This is a genomic window from Pseudomonas sp. P8_241 (genome assembly GCF_034008315.1).
Taxonomy (GTDB): domain Bacteria; phylum Pseudomonadota; class Gammaproteobacteria; order Pseudomonadales; family Pseudomonadaceae; genus Aquipseudomonas.
In genome coordinates this window covers 3,211,231-3,229,254 of the sequence record NZ_CP125377.1, presented here as the reverse complement: position 1 = coordinate 3,229,254, position 18,024 = coordinate 3,211,231, and the positions used below count along the sequence as shown (strand labels likewise).

Sequence of the window (18,024 nt, the reverse complement as noted above, 5' to 3'; positions counted from 1 at the left end):
GAATTGAATGCTGTATGAGAGTTTTTTGAAACCTCTATACATCTATTTATTCGATGATAATGCCGCACTTTTTACGCTTTTTATCGATGAATTACTGATGGATGATGGCCGTCATCAACCACCGGTCTCGCTTCGTGGCTCACGCGCTTTGCCCCATGACGAACCTTTCAGGAGACGATCATGCTTGAACTCAGACCCTTCAACTCCCTCGGTGGCGCTCACCATGGCTGGTTGGATGCCCACCACCATTTTTCGTTCGCCGAGTACTACGACCCAACGCGCATGAACTGGGGCAACCTGCGGGTATGGAACGACGATGTGATTGCCCCAGGCACCGGATTCCCGCAGCACCCGCACCGGGACATGGAAATCATCACCTATGTCCGCGAAGGCGCAATTACCCACCAGGATAACCTTGGCAACAAGGGCCGTACCGAGGCGGGTGACGTTCAGGTCATGAGCGCCGGCACCGGGATCGCCCATAGCGAATACAACCTTGAATCGACCGAGACGCGAATTTTTCAAATCTGGATCATTCCAAACGAGTCCGGCCTGGCGCCGTCCTGGGGTGCCAAACCATTCCCGAAAGGTGAGCGCGAAGGTTTCGTAACCCTGGCGAGCGGCAAGCACGGTGACGATCAAAGCCTGCGGATTCGTGCCGATGCGCGATTGGTGGCAGCGAACCTGAAGGCTGGGGAGTCGGCCGAATACCGTCTGGACAATGGTCGTCGTGCCTATCTCGTTCCGGCCACGGGCATCATTGAAGTCAATGGCTTGCGTGCACAAGCTCGAGACGGTGTCGCGGTTGCTGACGAACCCGTATTGCGAGTCACCGCGATTGAGGACAGTGAGATTGTTTTGGTGGATCTGGCTTGAGTTGGTGACAGCGAGATAAAAAAGGGGCAACCACCATGGTTGCCCCCTTTTTTTTGGCGACGGTACTCACGTCTTCGCTGGCAAGCCCGCCCCTACAGAGTCAGCATTCCCTGTAGGAGCTGGCTTGCCAGCGAAGGGGCCTTCATTTACTTCGCAGAAATGGCGCCATCCACGAGCGTTTGCGCTTCAGCCACCAACTGTTTGAGGTGATCGTCGCTGACAAAGCTCTCGGCATAGATCTTGTAGATGTCTTCCGTGCCCGATGGACGTGCCGCGAACCAGCCGTTTTCGGTCATGACCTTCAAACCGCCAATCGCCTGGTCGTTGCCTGGCGCATGGCTGAGGATGCTCTGGATCGTTTCTCCGGCCAGTTCGGTCGAGGTCACCTGCTGCGGCGACAGCTTGCTCAACAGAGCCTTTTGTTCAGGATTGGCCTTGGCATCGACTCGTACAGAGAACGGTTCGCCCAATTCATCGGTCAAAGCGCGGTAGGCCTGACTCGGATCACGACCGGTGCGGGCGGTCATCTCTGCGGCCAGCAGTGCCGGGATCAGCCCGTCCTTATCGGTACACCAGACACTACCGTCCTTGCGCAGGAACGATGCGCCGGCGCTTTCTTCGCCGCCAAAACCAAGAGAACCGTCGAACAGGCCATCGGCAAACCATTTGAAGCCAACCGGTACCTCGTACAGACGACGCCCCAGACGCTTGGCCACACGATCGATCAAGCCACTGCTGACCACGGTTTTACCCACGGCAGCATCGGCACGCCATTGCGGGCGATTCTGGAACAGGTAATCGATGCAAACGGCGAGGTAGTTGTTCGGCGCCAACAAGCCACCGGACGGGGTCACGATGCCGTGACGGTCATGATCCGGGTCACAGGCAAACGCCACATCGAAGCGCGACTTCAGACCGATCAGGCCTTGCATGGCATGGCTGGACGATGGGTCCATGCGGATCTGACCGTCCCAGTCGACGGTCATGAACCGGAAGGTCGAATCGACTTCTTTGTTCACCACGTCCAGGTCCAGACGGTAATGTTCGGCAATCGCCGACCAGTAGCGAACCCCTGCTCCACCCAGCGGATCGACGCCCAGTCGCAACTTGGCGTCGCGGATCGCATCGAAGTCGATCACGTTGATCAGATCGGCCACATAGGTGTTCACGTAGTCGTGACGATGAGTCGTGCTCGCCTTCAGCGCCTGCTCGTAACTGATGCGTTTGACCCCAGCGAGCTTGTTGGCCAGCAGTTCATTGGCCTTTGTCTCGATCCACTTGGTGATGTGGGTATCGGCCGGGCCGCCATTGGTGGGGTTGTACTTGTAGCCTCCGCTTTGCGGCGGGTTATGGGACGGTGTGATGACAATGCCATCGGCCAGGCCGGTGGTGCGTCCACGGTTGTAGCAAAGGATCGCGTGGGAGACTGCCGGCGTCGGGGTGTATTCGTCACCTTCGGCAATCATCACCGTCACGCCGTTGGCCGCCAGCACTTCGAGGGCACTGGCACCGGCCGGAGTGGACAGCGCATGGGTGTCGATACCGACAAACAGTGGGCCATCAACACCTTGAGCCTCGCGATACAGGCAAATAGCCTGGCTGATGGCCAGAACGTGCCATTCATTGAAACTCAGGTCGAACGAGCTGCCACGGTGCCCGGAGGTGCCGAACGCAACGCGCTGGGTCGATATGGCGGCATCAGGCTGGCCGGTATAATAGGCCGTTACCAGTCGCGGGATGTCGACCAACAATTCTGCCGGTGCCGGTTTGCCCGCAAAAGGACTGAGTGTCATGCAAAACCTCTGGGATCGAGTGGTTCAAGAGTTGGGGCGCAGTTTACTGGCAGTTTGACCACAACGCGATGGGATCGATCCAGGACGTTAGAAGTTGTCATTGCGCCCTCCTCAGTCCATCGCCTCCAGACGCAGCGCATCGCCCAGTAAACCCAAGGCGGCAGCGAGGTCATATTCTCCACCGAAGGTGTGACTCAACCGCAGATTCTGCGCGTGCAACCCCTGAAGGCTGAACAGTTCGCCTGGAGCAATGACCACATCCTGCGTCAACAGGCGCTGAAACACCCGGCGAACATTCACCCGGCGCAGCGAGCGTACCCATACGGTTGCGCCGCCCTGAGGTTCGACGACGAGCAAGGCGTCACCCAGGCGCTCGCGCAACAACTGGGTCATCTGCCCCTTTCGCTCCTTGAGCAGTCGTCGCAGTACTTGCAGGTGTTGATCGATTCGGCCATTGCTGTACAACCGGGCAATGGCTTTCTGGCGGATCGGTGACAGGCGGAAAGAACGCAACATGAACTGCCGTTGCAGTTGCGCGCTGAAATGCCTGGAAAGCAGATACCCGAAAGGCGCTTCCGGGCCGATGATTTTCTCGAATGAGGAAAACACCATCAGGCGTTCCGGGGCGAGCAGATCGCGAAACCGCGGGCGACCCGCCTCAAAGGCCAGTTCCCCATAGCAGTCGTTCTCCAGTACCCAACTGCCGTGTTGTGCCAGCAATCGAGCGATGGCCTGGCGGTTGTCATCTGGCGCCAGGCTGCCGCGCGGCATGTTCAAGCCCGAGGACACCATGACCAACCGAACCGATTCGGTTTCCAGCAACATCTTGAGCCGTTCGAAGTCCAGACAACTGTTTGCCATCACTGGCAACTCGATCACCCGCACGCAAGAGGCTTGGAACAAGCGCAATATTGCCCAGTCGCACGGCGATTCGACCACCACTGCCGCGTCGTTCAAACCCAATACAGCGATGATTATTTCCAGCACACCTCGAAGGTCGGCGCCGACGAAAACGTCATCGGCATGCCAGCATCGAACCGGCGACGTGGTGTAGCGTGCCGCCAGGGCGGTGCGCAATTCCAGTTCACCATAGGGTTGCGCGAATGGTAGCGACTGGCGCGGGTATTGACGCAGCAGTTCACGCTCCAGCAGCAGCAAGGGACTGTCGAGCGGCTGCAACAAAGCAGGCTCATCGGCACTCAGGACCAGCACCCCCGGACGTCGGGCATTGACGTAGACGGTTTCGAGCAAGTCGTTGCTGCTGTGCATCAAGTCGATCGAGGACGCCGGTACCGCGAAATAGCCAGACTTGGCCACGGAATAGACCCGCCCTTCTTTTTCCAGCAACGCATACGCGTACTGGATGGTCGAGATCGACACATTAAGGCGAATCGCCAGGCGCCTCAACGAGGGCAAACGCAAACGTCCATGCCCGAAGGACTCGTTGATCAGAGTGGTGAGGTATCGGTAGACCGCCTGATAGGCGAAATCGGCGTCTCGTGGACCCTTCATCGCCACCGGCCAATCGCGCATCCGCGCAACCCACGCACTGTCAACGACCCACAGACCATTCATCTGCCATAGCGATACCGGCTTCTGGAGAATCCGCGCCGTCACTGGCCGTTTCGGTCCTCTCGCCCGGAATATCGGGCACCAACTCCATTCGATACAGTCTGCCGATCAAGCTGACCGGCAGCCCGCTGACTTCAACCATCCACTGCATGATCTGTTCGGCGACGGGATGCCCCTGCATGGCCCGGTGCAGGTCGGGCATGGCCACCAGCATGCCCGGGTGACACAGTCGTAAAAAGCGCTCGAGGCCGGCCCCCTTGTCGATAAACGGCGCAAACAGCAGGCAAACAAGCTGCGCTTCATTCAGACCGAGGATCCTGTGCGCATCAGCCGTAGTCCGTTGACGCTGCTGTGCCAGCGTTGCCGGATTGCCAAAGGCTTCGATCAATTGTTCACACATCTGATCGGGTAACTGCTTGCGACGCATCATCACCAAGGCTCGCTTCAAGTGTTCGACGACCACTGCCTCGTAACTGCGACCTTGCTGCAAACAGGCCTGCAATCCGCACAGGTGAGCCGCGACCGCCAGGCTGACGAACTCGTTGTCTCTGATCTGGGCACTCGGTGCATCAGGCTGGAATCCAAGAAACTCGTTCAGTAGGGGCCAGCGCTCTTCTGCGGGACTGACCAACATGTCGTGAATATCAATGCAGGTCGCGCGGCGACAGGTTTCAAAGCGTTCTGCCGGACGCCATTGCGCCCGATCCTGATCGGCGTAGAACTCGCGGTAACTGTCACTGCCCAGTTCATCGAGCAACGTGAACAGCCCCGTGTTTGCAAATTCGCCGATGTCCGGCAAGTCCAATCCCGCTGTCATGGCGGCGCGATTCAAACCGTCGATAAACTGTTTCTGCTGTCGCGGCGTTTCGTTGCTGAGCAATGCATCGACGCCCCCCTCCCACCGAGCGATCTGCCCATAAAACTCGCCAGTGGCCAGATAGCCGCTACGCCCGGCATCAAGCGCCTCGCTGTAGTGTCGGCGATGGCCGAGCAACAGCAGATTCAGCCGGTTTGACTCAGTGCCGGCGTTGGAATTCGGTGCCTGATGATTGAACGGCAACACCTCCCGATCATCCACCATCAACACCTCAACCCGAAGATCGTCATAGATGAACAATGCACTGTTGGTGCGGTGCATGTTTTCCAGGGCTGTCGCGCTGTTCCCGTTCAATCTCAATGAGGCGATGCGCAGTTTGAATGTCGTAGGCGAACGAGTTGCGATCGTCAACTGAGCCGCCCGAAGCAGCGCCAGGCTATAACAGTTGTCGCGAGTTCCTGTCTGGATCGCCAGCACCTTGAAATCACCGATGTTTTCCATTCCCCCTGCCGCTACCGCCAGGCGCTGGATCAACAATTGCAATGCCGTGCGTTCGGCTCGAGAAAAAAATCCGAGCAATCTGTGCAGTACCTGTTGATAGACATTGTTCATCGCTTGATCATGAATGCTGGTCATCTTTATTTACCTGGTACTTGTAAGTTCTATAGTGCACCAACAGTCCCGCACAACGAGCGGACTGCGCGGCTATAAGTCATGGAAATTACGGTCAAATACTAGCACTCGAATTCAATGGCATCTTTTTCGAGCATTCTTGGTGGGCCTGTGGAGACAGCATCAAGAACAGACCTATGCCGTTGTTTTTAAACCATTTATTTAGTTTGCCCGGCGCTCCTAGGAAATATCCCACAACGTCCCACAAACGTTTAACACAGGAAATAAGGAAAGCAGTTATCGCCGCGCTTACAGTATCTACGCAACAACATGTTCTTTTTGATAAATGCACCCAAGGCGCACATAGACAAGTATCAGCCTGACACACAGACATGACTCATTCCTTGAGATGAAAGTAATCATTCAATTATCAGGGCTTAGTGACTGATTAGAAGCCACAGATTGAGAGCAAAAACCAGTTCAGTTGTGGATACCGACTGAGATCATGCCGTTAGGAGCGCTTGTTTTCGGAGGGATAAATGCAAAAAAGTCCGTGGTACACGGACTTTTTTTAACGCAGGGAGGATGGATTACGCCGGTTCGACCTGAAGAGCAACCCGTTCACGACATGGGCATTCGTCCATGTAGCGATGCGCCTGGACAAACTCGGCAAACGGGAAGACCCGAGTCTTGAGCGGCAGGAGCACACGATCAGCTGTCATCTGGTTGATGTCACGCAAGGCGCGTTGCAACGCGACCTGATCCTGGATGATGCCCAGTTCGGGCTTGCCGGTGAAATTGCCGATGCAGTGCACGAAGAACTGAATATTCTTCTGGAACGCTGCGCACGCCGGGAACGGCGTCTGATTGCCGCCCTGCAGGCCGTACAGCACCAGGCTGCCGCGAGGTGCGAGCACGTCACCCAATAACGACATCTGCGGACCGCCCAGACCATCGAACACCACATCCACGCCGCGGTTGTCGGTGATCTTGTTGATCCGCATCAGCAGATCTTCCTCTTCGGTGACGATGACCTTTTCGGCACCGAGCGACAGCAGGTATTCGCGCTCTTGCGCTGTCTTGGTCGCGGCAATTACCCGTACACCCAGGGCTTTGCCCAGTTGCACGAAGGAAGGCCCCGCGCAGTGACTGGCGTCGGTGACCAGGACAAATTGCCCGGGTTTGACCCGTGCCAGATCGGTATAGGCGAAATAGGCGATCAACAGCGGCGTGTAGTGCACGCTCGCTTCAATCGGACTGAGCACATCCGGGTAACGGGTCAGGGCCGAGCGCGGCAGAACAATCTGCTCGCCGTAGACAGGATAATCGTTCGGGCTTTCGGCCGGGAAACTGGCCACCTTGTCGCCGACCGCCAGGTCTTCAACACCTTGACCCACGGCAGTGACGACGCCGGCCATTTCCTGGCCAAGACCGGAAGGCAAACGAGCATGGGAAGGTGCCAGGTTCTGGCGCCACAATGTGTCATACCAGCTGATGCCAATCGCCTCGACGCGCACCTGCACTTCGCCCGGTGCAGGCTGAGCGGCCGCATGCTCTTCGCATTTGAGCACCTCGGCTGGACCAAACTTGTGAAAACGGATCGTGCGGGACATCGCAAACCTCGCCAATTGAACCTCTAATGCCATGAACTCTAGCTGGGCTTTTAACCCAAGACTATCTGTGGCTATTAATAGTCGACATGCCTGTCATTGATTTCGCCCTTTCGGAAACATCGCCAGATGCAGTATGAATCCGACGTAGCCTTTGTAGGAAATCTGAATTTCTCGGTGCAGAGTACCAGCCTTTACCCGTAAGATTCCCGCTGGCCATTGTTCTCATATGGCCGCCCACGTCAAGCTTGCTGACTCTGCCAGGACTCCAGATGAATCGTAATGACCTGCGTCGTGTCGACCTGAACCTGTTGATCGTTTTCGAAACATTGATGCACGAACGCAGCGTGACCCGCGCGGCGGAAAAACTTTTTCTCGGCCAACCCGCTATCAGTGCAGCGCTCTCGCGCTTGCGCGGTCTGTTCGATGACCCGTTGTTCGTGCGCACCGGCCGCAGCATGGAGCCGTCTGCACGGGCGATCGAAATCTTCGCCCTGCTCTCTCCGGCACTGGATTCGATTTCCACGGCGGTCAGCCGGGCAGCCGAATTTGATCCGGCCACCAGTACCGCAGTGTTTCGCATCGGACTGTCCGACGACGTCGAATTCGCCCTGCTGCCGATGCTGCTCAAGCGCCTGCGCGCTGAGTCACCGGGTATCGTGCTGGTAGTGCGACGAGTCAACTACATCCTGATGCCAGGACTGCTCGCTTCCGGGGAGATTTCCATCGGTGTCAGTTACACCACCGACCTGCCGGCCAATGCCAAGCGCAAAGTGCTGCGCCGCAGCCAGCCTAAACTGTTGCGGGCCGACACCGTCCCGGGGCCATTGAGCCTGGATGACTACTGCGCACGACCCCACGCACTGGTATCGTTTGCCGGCGACCTCAGCGGTTTTATTGATGAAGAGCTGGAGAAGCTCGGTCGTAAACGCCACGTGGTACTGGCCGTGCCGCAGTTCAACGGATTGAGTACCTTACTCGCCGGAACGGACATTGTCGCCACGGTACCAGACTACACAGCCGATGCACTGACCGCCGCGGGCGGTGTTCGTGCCGAGGATCCACCCTTGCCGGTGCGCAGTTTTGAACTGCACATGGCCTGGCGTGGATCACAGGATAACGATCCGGGTGAGCGCTGGTTGCGATCGCGGATTCAGATGTTCTTCGGGGATCCGGATAGCCTGGCCTAACCGGACACCTGTTCATCGATGCGAACAATTTGCGATATTTGGGCTTCTTCGAGTGTTCGAGATTAATTTGACCACTCGAAGAACATTCCACGTCACGAGCAAGTATGAGGCAAGGCGTATTTCACGATATAACGCTCTGCCTGCACCTCCATTTCAACCTCTGCGCCCATCATCAGCGGGTAATTGTCTGGGACATGCCCGGCCGGAAAAGCAAATATTTTAGGGATTTTATATTTTTCCGTAATCTGATGGATCAAGTTATAGGCAGTTTCGTCGAAATCCGACTTCGTGCCGCCCATGTCTCGCATGGAACCTATGATAATACCTTTGATTTTAGCCAATGCACCCGACGTTTCCAGTGTTTGCATTTGTCGATCGATTCTATAATAAGCATTTTCTCCAACATCTTCCAAAAACAATATTGCCCCCTCATAATCGAAGTCGTAGCGTGTTCCGGAAAGTGCCCCCACAATAGTCTGGTTTCCGCCAACCAGTCGCCCCTTGGCTTTGCCTGTTTGATTCAGTTTATGTGAAATCATCTCGTACGCAGGCGCACTGCCTTTCAAAATATCAAAGATCTTGCCGTAGGCAGACGCCGGCGGAGCAACGCCATTACTCAGCGTTCGCACAACGTTGTGCCCATGGATCGTAGCGATACCGTGGCGGTTGAACGCACTGTGCAGGTAGGTGATATCGGAATAACCAATCAGCCATTTGGGATTTTTACAAATCCCACTCAAATTCAACCCGTCGAGCAACTGCACACATCCATAACCACCGCGGGTTAACCAGATAGCTTCTATATCCGGGTCATCGCATGCCCATTGTAAATCTGCCAACCTTTGCTGCGGAGTTCCTGCATAGGCGTAATGATTGTCGTATCTCTCAAAACAATTTTTTGAATATACAGAAACACAGCCCTGTTCTTTGATCATCGCAGCAACGTGATCCAGAAAAGCAGGATTGGTCAAATAACCCGCCGGTGAAACTATAGCAATTTTGCTTCCGCCTTTAAGTGGGTTTGGAAATCTCGTGTACTTCATAAATACCTCTCTAGTTGTCGAACATTGATTCAACATACCAGAGCCACTTGAAAACCACTTTCATGAGTTATCGATAAATTATTTCGAAAACTTCACCCTCTCAACTTCAGCAGTTAATCAACAATCCAATGCAACACTCATTAGCCTTGAATGAGAAATTCTTCGGCGAACTACCGGCCCTGCTCAATGGCCAACTGGCTGCCCCCACCTGAAGACGCCGAATTCTCACTGTACTTCCGAGCCTATTGGCCACAAGCTGACGCCCTCGACGGCGCTTGGCCCCACCGGCCGTGGAGCAAAACAATTGATAAGGACTTCGACGATGAACGCAGCCAGCAAAACGCTGACCGCACTGGCATTGGCCGTTTCGGTCAGCCTCGGCGCCCAGGCCGCCACGCATTATGAACAACTGGCCGACCTGCCTTTCGCTGGCGGTTATCCAACCCTGGAAGGCGTGGCTCAGCTCAAGAACGAGCTGTTTTTCCAGCGCGCCGTGCAGTCCTACATCTGGGCACTGCCGGCACTGAACATGTACGCCATGAAGGAAGGCTCGGAAAAAACCTTCGGCGCGGGCTACAACGTACTGCCGATCTGGAAAGACCGGCTCAACGCCAAGACCCTGGTAACCACACCGAACTCCGACGTGATCTATGCCATGGGTTATCTGGACCTGAAGCAGGACGGCCCGATGGTGATTGAAGTGCCGCCGGGAATGCAGGGCATTCTCGACGACTTCTTCCAGCGCCCGATCTGCTCCGAAGGCCCGATCGAAGGCCGCCATTGGTGCGGCGATGTCGGCCTGCCCGGCCCGGACAAAGGCAAGGGTGCCAAGTATCTGGTGCTGCCACCGGATTACAACGGTGAAGTGCCTCGTGGCTACCTGACCTACCGTTCGCGCACTTACAACGTGTTTGTGTTCTGGCGCGGTTTCTTCAAGGACCCGAAACAGCTGGAAGCCCCGGTCAAGCTCATGGAGCAGACGCGCATCTATCCACTGGGTAAAGAAGCCACAGCCAAAAAGATGGAGTTTCCGAACGCCTCGAAAACGCCGATCAATATGCTCTATCCCACCGATGGCAGCGCGTTCGACATGCTTTCGCGGTTTATTGACCATGAATATGTCGATTCGCAAGACATGGAAATGCGCGGCATGCTTGCCGCCTTGGGCATCATCAAGGGCAAGCCGTTCCAGCCAGATGCAGCGACCCGCGACCTGCTCGACAAGGCCGCTAAAACCGCGAGCAAGATGGGGCACGCCACCTCTTACACACCCCAAACCATCGTCACCAATGGCACGTGGTACCCGGACCGCAAGTGGCTGAACGTCTTCCCGGGCAATGCCACGTTCACTGCCGACACCTTCAACTACATCGACCCGCGCACCGGTTTCTTCACCAATGCCTACTCGGCCAGCCCGGGCATGGCGGTAAACATGGAGAACGTCGGCGCCAAGTACCCGGCCACCTTCGTCGACGCCAAGGGCGAGTTCCTCTCGGGCAGCAACGCCTACACACTGAACCTGCCCAAAGGCATCCCGGCAGCGTTATTCTGGTCGGTGACGGTGTATGACTCGATCACCGCGTCTGGCGTGGACAACGGCCAGCCGTTCCCGTCGTTGAACGCGATGGACAAACCTCTGGTGAATACCGACGGCTCGATTGACCTGCACTTCGGGCCGGATTCACCGGGTGAAGGCAAGAACTGGATTCGCACCTTGCCGGGCAAAGGCTTCTTCGTGATCCTGCGCCTGTATGGCCCGACCAAGTCTTTCTTCGACAAGGAGTGGAAGCCTGGAGACCTGCAGAAACAGTAACCATCAATGCAACTTGGCGATATGGGCGCAGGCGCGCTCATATCATTTCTGAGTCAAGGACTGCGCAAAGATGCCTTCTGGTTATCGTCAGTCGCAAAACTGTCACTAGCCGACCAGCTTGCCGATCCAAACCCCTGCACGCCCAAGGCAGACAACGCGTTGGGCGCGCCAACGTCCTAGAAGTCCGAGCAGCCATTCATGTTGTGCTCATACAGCCAGGTGTCCGGGCGCTCGCGCGTCCAGTCCGGCCGCGCATCCACTGCACCAAACAGGTTGTAGGCTGCTGCAGGTAAAGGAAGTGATTGTCACCCGCGGTCGTCGCCAGCCCCGCCGCGCTGGCGCAGTTACCACCGAATGCACAGCCATAGAGATTGGCCAGACGCCCGGAGCCGAGCAGCCCGCCACGGTTCTCGCCAATCCAGGTGTTGGCCCAGATTTGCCAGAAGGTGCTGGCCGAGATCGTTTGCCCGACGCGGTTCTGCAAGCGCCCTCCCGTCACCAGGACGCAGCCATTGCGCGAGATGGCTAGCAGTTGCTATGAGGTCAGTGTGCCGCTGTCGCCCTGGCTGATTTGGCTGCGTTTGTGATTGCAGGGTGCAATTGTCATCAGCCTGCTTGATGGTTTTTCAGCAAAAGGCGCAGGCTAGGCGGCTTGATCACGTCTTATATCATTCCGAATGATAGTTACCTTCGCCCCATTCGATTCGTGACATACCAACCCTCCGCGCATCATTCGCCAATCTCAACACATTGGCGGATGCATCCATGGAACAGTCACTCAAACATTTGCGCTTCCCGTTGGCCTTGTTGGCCGTACTGGTGATGAGCGCTTGCGGCAAGGCGCCGGAAACTGCCGCCACAATGCCGGCCGCCAAGGTCAGTGTGGCCAGGGTGCTGGAGCAACCGGTCAACGAGTGGGATGAATTCACCGGACGCCTCGAAGCACCGGAAACCGTTGAGATTCGCCCACGGGTCTCCGGCCAGATCGATGAAGTGGCGTTCACTGAAGGCGCACTGGTCAAGAAAGGTGACCTGCTGTTCCAGATCGATCCTCGCCCGTTCCAGGCTGAGGTCCGCCGCCTCGAAGCACTGGTCGCCCAATCCCGCGCCAACGCCACCCGCAGTGAAAACGAAGCCCAGCGCGGTGAGCGCCTGCGCACCAGCAATGCCATCTCCGCGGAGCTGGCTGATTCGCGTACCAGCGCTGCACAAGAAGCACGCGCCGCTGTAGGCGCCCTGCAAGCGCAGCTGGATCTGGCCAAGCTAAACCTGAGTTTCACCCGCGTCACCGCACCGATCAGCGGCCGGGTCAGCCGCGCCGAAATCACCGCCGGCAACCTGGTGACCGCCGACACCACGCCACTGACCAGCGTCGTCTCCACCGACAAGGTCTACGCCTACTTCGATGCTGACGAGCGTGTGTTCCTCAAGTACACACAACTCGCTCGCCAGGGCAAACGCGGCGCCACCACCCCGGTTTACATGGGGCTGTCCAACGAAGATGGCAACCCGCACCAGGGCGTCATGAACTTCGTCGACAACCAGGTCAACCCGAAGACCGGCACCATCCGTGGGCGCGCCGTGTTCGACAACAGTGATGGCAGCTACACCCCGGGCCTGTACGCACGCTTGAAACTGGTGGGCAGCGGCACCTATAGCGCCATGCTGATCAACGACGAAGCGGTCGGCACCGATCTGGGCAAGAAGTTCGTGCTGGTGATGGACAGCGACAACAACACCGCTTACCGCGCAGTAGAGCTGGGTCCGAAGATCGAAGGCTTGCGCATCGTACGTAACGGTCTGAACAAGGACGACACCATTATCGTCAAGGGTCTGCAACGGGTACGCCCGGGTTCACCGGTCACCCCTGAAGTGATTCCGATGGCCAGCGAACAAACCCTCGCGGCCCTCGCACAACAACGCCAAGCGCTGGAAGCCAGCAATCTTCCCCAAGTCGCGCCTGCCAGGGTCACGCCGGGTACGGTTGTGAAACTGGCTGCCACGACCCCACGCGATTAAGGGATTTTTACGATGAATTTTTCCCAATTCTTTATTTCGCGGCCGATCTTCGCAGCGGTACTGTCGCTGCTGATCCTGATCGCCGGTGCGATCTCGCTGTTCCAGCTGCCGATCAGCGAATACCCGGAAGTGGTGCCGCCGACCGTTGTAGTGCGCGCCAACTTCCCGGGGGCCAACCCTAAAGTCATCGGTGAAACCGTGGCCGCGCCACTGGAGCAAGCCATCACCGGCGTCGAGAACATGCTGTACATGTCCTCGCAATCCACCGCTGACGGCAAGATCACCCTGACCATCACCTTCGCGTTGGGCACTGACCTGGACAACGCTCAGGTACAGGTGCAGAACCGCGTGACCCGCACCGAGCCGAAGCTTCCCGAGGAAGTGACGCGCATCGGTATCACCGTGGACAAGGCCTCGCCCGACCTGACGATGGTGGTGCACCTGACCTCGCCGGACAAACGCTACGACATGCTGTACCTGTCCAATTACGCGATCCTGAACATCAAGGATGAGCTGGCGCGGCTGGGTGGCGTCGGTGACGTACAGCTGTTCGGCATGGGCGATTACTCGCTGCGTGTGTGGCTCGACCCGAACAAGACCGCGTCGCGCAATTTGACCGCCACCGATGTGGTCACCGCGATTCGTGAACAAAACCGTCAGGTGGCGGCCGGCGCACTAGGTGCGCCCCCTGCCCCGAATGCGCAAAGTTTCCAGCTGTCGGTCAACACCCAAGGCCGTCTGGTCAACGAGGAAGAGTTCGAGAACATCATCATTCGCGCAGGCGACAACGGTGAAATCACTCGCCTCAAAGACATCGCTCGCGTTGAGCTGGGTTCCAGCCAGTACGCCTTGCGTTCCTTGCTGAACAACCAACCCGCCGTGGCAATCCCGATCTTCCAGCGTCCTGGCTCCAACGCCATCGAGATCTCCAACGAAGTTCGGGCAAAAATGGCCGAGCTTAAAAAGAACTTCCCGGAAGGCATGGACTTCAGCATCGTCTATGACCCGACGATCTTCGTGCGCGGCTCCATCGAGGCGGTGGTTCACACCCTCTTCGAAGCACTGATCCTCGTGGTGCTCGTGGTGATCCTGTTCCTGCAGACCTGGCGTGCCTCGATCATTCCACTGGTGGCCGTACCGGTTTCCCTGATCGGTACCTTTGCCGTGATGCATCTGTTTGGCTTTTCGCTCAACGCCTTGTCGCTGTTCGGCCTGGTACTGGCGATCGGTATCGTGGTGGACGACGCCATCGTGGTGGTGGAGAACGTCGAACGAAACATCGAACTCGGCTTGACCCCGGTTGAAGCCACCAAGCGCGCCATGCGTGAAGTGACAGGTCCCATCATTGCGACAGCTCTGGTGCTGTGTGCGGTGTTTGTTCCGGCGGCGTTCATCTCCGGGTTGACCGGGCAGTTCTACAAACAGTTCGCCCTCACCATCGCCATCTCCACCGTGATTTCGGCCTTCAACTCTCTGACCTTGTCGCCAGCCTTGGCCGCGGTGCTGCTCAAGGGCCATGACGCACCGAAAGACCGTTTCTCCAAAGTGCTGGACAAGATGTTCGGTGGCTGGTTGTTCCGTCCGTTCAACCGCTTCTTTGAAAAGGCCAGCCATGGTTATGTCGGCACCGTCGCCCGCGTGATCCGCTCCAGCGGCATCGCCCTGCTGCTGTATGCCGGCCTGATGGTCCTGACCTTCTTCGGTTTCTCCAGCACCCCGACCGGTTTCGTCCCCGGCCAGGACAAGCAATACCTGGTGGCCTTCGCGCAATTGCCGGACGCTTCGAGCCTGGACCGTACCGAAGACGTGATCAAGCGCATGTCTGACCTGGCGCTGAAGCAGCCTGGCGTGGAAAGCGCGGTGGCCTTTCCTGGTCTGTCGATCAACGGTTTCACCAACAGCCCGAACGCCGGCATTGTGTTCGTGACGCTCAAACCGTTCGACGAACGTAAAGACCCGAGCATGTCCGCAGGGGCCATTGCCGGTGCCTTGAACGGCCAATTCGCGGACATCCAGGAAGCCTACATGGCGATATTCCCGCCGCCGCCGGTACAAGGCCTGGGCACCATCGGTGGTTTCCGCCTGCAAATCGAAGACCGGGGCAACCTGGGCTACGAAGAGCTGTACAAAGAAACCATGAACATCATCAACAAGAGCCATAACGTGCCGGAACTGGCCGGGTTGTTTACCAGCTATACGGTCAACGTGCCTCAAGTCGATGCAGCGATCGACCGCGAGAAAGCCAAGACCCACGGCGTGGCCGTCAGCGACATCTTCGACACCCTGCAGATCTACCTGGGTTCGCTGTATGCCAACGACTTCAACCGCTTCGGTCGCACCTATCAGGTCAACGTTCAGGCCGAGCAGCAGTTCCGCCTCGAATCCGACCAGATCGGCCAGCTGAAAGTGCGTAACAACAAAGGCGAGATGATCCCGCTGGCAACCTTCATCAAGGTCAGCGACACCTCAGGCCCCGACCGCGTGATGCACTACAACGGCTTCATCACCGCTGAAATCAACGGCGCGGCCGCCCCCGGCTACAGCTCCGGCCAGGCCGAAAAAGCCATCGAGAAACTGCTCAAGGAAGAACTGCCCAACGGCATGACCTACGAATGGACCGACCTGACCTACCAGCAGATCCTGTCCGGCAACACCGCGCTGTTCGTGTTCCCGCTTTGTGTGCTGCTGGCGTTCCTGGTACTGGCGGCTCAATACGAAAGCTGGAGCCTGCCGCTGGCGGTGATCCTGATCGTACCGATGACGCTGCTGTCGGCCATTACCGGGGTGATTGCTTCCGGTGGCGACAACAACATCTTTACCCAGATCGGTTTGATCGTACTGGTGGGGCTTGCCTGTAAGAACGCGATTTTGATCGTCGAGTTTGCCAAGGATAAACAGCTGGAAGGCATGAACCCGCTGGCTGCGGTACTGGAAGCCTGCCGTCTGCGTCTGCGGCCGATCCTGATGACCTCCTTCGCGTTCATCATGGGTGTTGTGCCACTGGTTTTCTCCAGCGGTGCCGGTGCCGAAATGCGTCATGCCATGGGTGTGGCGGTGTTCTCCGGGATGCTCGGGGTGACTTTCTTCGGTCTGTTGCTGACGCCGGTGTTCTATGTACTGATCCGTAACTTCGTCGAGCGCGGACAAGCGCGCAAGGCCGCCCGCGCCCTGAAGCTGGAGTCGCAACAATGAGTCTGAAAGCCTTTCTGCCGAGCCTGTTGGTACTGGCGCTGAGCGCCTGTGCCGTCGGACCGGACTACAAGACCCCAGCCACCGAGCCGGCCAATATCACCACGGCCACCGACGGCGCCGCTGGCCAGAAAAACTTCGACCGCTCGCGCTTTGAAGGCATCTGGTGGCAGCAGTTCGAAGACCCGACCCTCAACCAGTTGGTGCTCGAGTCGCTCAAAGGCAACCGTGATTTGCGCATCGCCTTTGCTCGCTGGAAAGCGGCACGGGCGATCCGTGACGACGTCAGCAACGACGCCATGCCGACCATTACCAGCCGGGTCAGCAGTGACTTGGGCAAGGGACAGATTCCGGGTCAGACCACCGACCGGGTCAATAGCGAACGCTACGACCTGGGTCTGGACATGGCCTGGGAAATCGATCTGTTCGGCCGTATCCAGCGCAACCTGGAATCGGCCAACGCCGAACAGCAAGCCTTCGAGGCCGATCTGTACCAGCTGCAAGTCACGATGATTGCCGAGCTGGTGGACGCTTACGGTCAACTGCGGGGCGCACAACTGCGGGAAAAAATCGCCCTGGCCAACCTGCAGAACCAGCAGGCCTCACGCAAGATCACCATCAGCCTGCGCGATGCCGGCGTGGGCGATCAGCTCGATGTCGAGCGCGCCGATGCGCGACTGGCGTCGGTTGAGGCCAGTGTGCCGCAACTGCAGGCCGAACAGGTTCGCCAGAAAAACCGTATTGCCACCCTGCTGGGTGAACGTCCGGACAAGCTGACCGTGGACCTGAGCCCCAAAGACCTGCCGGCGATTGCCAAGGCCCTGCCGATTGGCGACCCGGGTGAACTGCTGCAACGTCGTCCGGACATTCTCAGCGCCGAACGCCAACTGGCTTCGGCGACGGCGCGGATCGGCGTGGCCAAGGCGGATCTGTTCCCTCGGGTGAGCCTCAGCGGGTTCCTTGGGTTCACCGCCGGACGCGGTTCGCAGATCGGCTCCTCGGCGGCCAACGCCTGGGCGCTTGGCCCGAGCATCACCTGGGCGGCGTTTGACCTGGGCAGTGTGCGCGCCCGATTGCGCGGTGCCGATGCCGATGCCGAAGGCGCTTTGGCGACCTACGAGCAACACGTGTTGCTGGCCCTGGAAGAATCGGAAAACGCTTTCAGCGACTACAACAAACGCCAACAACGCCTCATTTCGTTGATTCGTCAGAGCGAGTCCAGCCGGTCCGCTGCCGATCTGGCTGAAATTCGCTACCGCGAAGGCACTGCCGACTTCCTGGTGTTGCTCGACGCCCAGCGTGAACGCCTGGCGGCCGAAGACACGCAAGCCCAGGCCGAAGTCGATCTGTATCGCGGCATCGTCGCGATCTACAAGGCCCTCGGCGGCGGCTGGCAACCGGAGACGGTGGCCAGCAAGTAACAGCTTTTAAAGTGCTCCGTTGGTTGGCCGCAACCCACCAACTTCTTTGCCCCGCGCCTTATTCGGTCG

General features: G+C 57.9%; 12 protein-coding genes. 6 read left to right on the top strand and 6 right to left on the bottom strand.

The annotated features are described in order from the left end of the window. Positions 1–180 precede the first annotated feature (180 nt). On the top strand, positions 181–876 hold the full coding sequence (locus tag QMK58_RS14820) for a pirin family protein (RefSeq protein WP_053160148.1): 696 nt from the start codon (positions 181–183) through the stop codon (positions 874–876). 146 nt (positions 877–1,022) lie between these two features. Here QMK58_RS14820 and pgm read toward each other — a convergent pair whose 3' ends face one another. From pgm to QMK58_RS14800, 4 genes are all read right to left on the bottom strand, one after another. Next, positions 1,023–2,669 (bottom strand): phosphoglucomutase (alpha-D-glucose-1,6-bisphosphate-dependent), encoded by a 1,647-nt coding sequence (gene pgm / locus QMK58_RS14815; protein ID WP_053160145.1) that lies wholly within the window; start codon positions 2,667–2,669, stop codon positions 1,023–1,025. A 111-nt stretch (positions 2,670–2,780) separates the two neighbouring features. Beyond that, positions 2,781–4,181, bottom strand: coding sequence for a PLP-dependent aminotransferase family protein (locus QMK58_RS14810; protein WP_320396537.1), 1,401 nt, complete (start codon positions 4,179–4,181; stop codon positions 2,781–2,783). A 40-nt stretch (positions 4,182–4,221) separates the two neighbouring features. After that, positions 4,222–5,694: a hypothetical protein gene (locus tag QMK58_RS14805; protein WP_053160143.1), complete on the bottom strand. Its 1,473-nt coding sequence runs from the start codon at positions 5,692–5,694 to the stop codon at positions 4,222–4,224. Positions 5,695–6,260: 566 nt separating this feature from the next. Continuing rightward, positions 6,261–7,283, bottom strand: coding sequence for a zinc-dependent alcohol dehydrogenase family protein (locus tag QMK58_RS14800; RefSeq protein WP_053160141.1), 1,023 nt, complete (start codon positions 7,281–7,283; stop codon positions 6,261–6,263). Between the two features lie 269 nt (positions 7,284–7,552). Here QMK58_RS14800 and QMK58_RS14795 point away from each other — a divergent pair, with 269 nt between their 5' ends. Beyond that, positions 7,553–8,470, top strand: coding sequence for a LysR family transcriptional regulator (locus QMK58_RS14795; RefSeq protein WP_060542037.1), 918 nt, complete (start codon positions 7,553–7,555; stop codon positions 8,468–8,470). A 92-nt stretch (positions 8,471–8,562) separates the two neighbouring features. Here QMK58_RS14795 and QMK58_RS14790 read toward each other — a convergent pair whose 3' ends face one another. After that, positions 8,563–9,513 (bottom strand): LD-carboxypeptidase, encoded by a 951-nt coding sequence (locus QMK58_RS14790; protein WP_320394892.1) that lies wholly within the window; start codon positions 9,511–9,513, stop codon positions 8,563–8,565. 322 nt (positions 9,514–9,835) lie between these two features. Between QMK58_RS14790 and QMK58_RS14785 the strand changes: the two genes are divergently transcribed. Beyond that, the gene (locus QMK58_RS14785) at positions 9,836–11,326 is read left to right on the top strand and encodes a DUF1254 domain-containing protein (RefSeq protein WP_320394891.1); all 1,491 of its coding nucleotides are present in this window, start codon (positions 9,836–9,838) and stop codon (positions 11,324–11,326) included. Between the two features lie 196 nt (positions 11,327–11,522). Here QMK58_RS14785 and QMK58_RS14780 read toward each other — a convergent pair whose 3' ends face one another. Beyond that, the gene (locus QMK58_RS14780; protein WP_320394890.1) at positions 11,523–11,810 is read right to left on the bottom strand and encodes a hypothetical protein; all 288 of its coding nucleotides are present in this window, start codon (positions 11,808–11,810) and stop codon (positions 11,523–11,525) included. 281 nt (positions 11,811–12,091) lie between these two features. Between QMK58_RS14780 and mexE the strand changes: the two genes are divergently transcribed. The 3 genes from mexE to QMK58_RS14765 are packed head-to-tail and all read left to right on the top strand — an operon-like array spanning position 12,092 to position 17,955. Beyond that, entirely contained in the window at positions 12,092–13,345 is a 1,254-nt protein-coding gene (gene mexE / locus QMK58_RS14775; RefSeq protein ID WP_053160103.1) for a multidrug efflux RND transporter periplasmic adaptor subunit MexE, read from the top strand. Positions 13,346–13,357: 12 nt separating this feature from the next. Continuing rightward, the gene (locus QMK58_RS14770) at positions 13,358–16,537 is read left to right on the top strand and encodes an efflux RND transporter permease subunit (RefSeq protein ID WP_320394889.1); all 3,180 of its coding nucleotides are present in this window, start codon (positions 13,358–13,360) and stop codon (positions 16,535–16,537) included. Next, a complete protein-coding gene (locus QMK58_RS14765) occupies positions 16,534–17,955 on the top strand; it encodes an efflux transporter outer membrane subunit (RefSeq protein ID WP_053160098.1) in 1,422 nt (473 codons plus the stop codon). The genes QMK58_RS14770 and QMK58_RS14765 overlap by 4 nt, the downstream gene beginning before the upstream one ends. Positions 17,956–18,024: the final 69 nt, after the last annotated feature.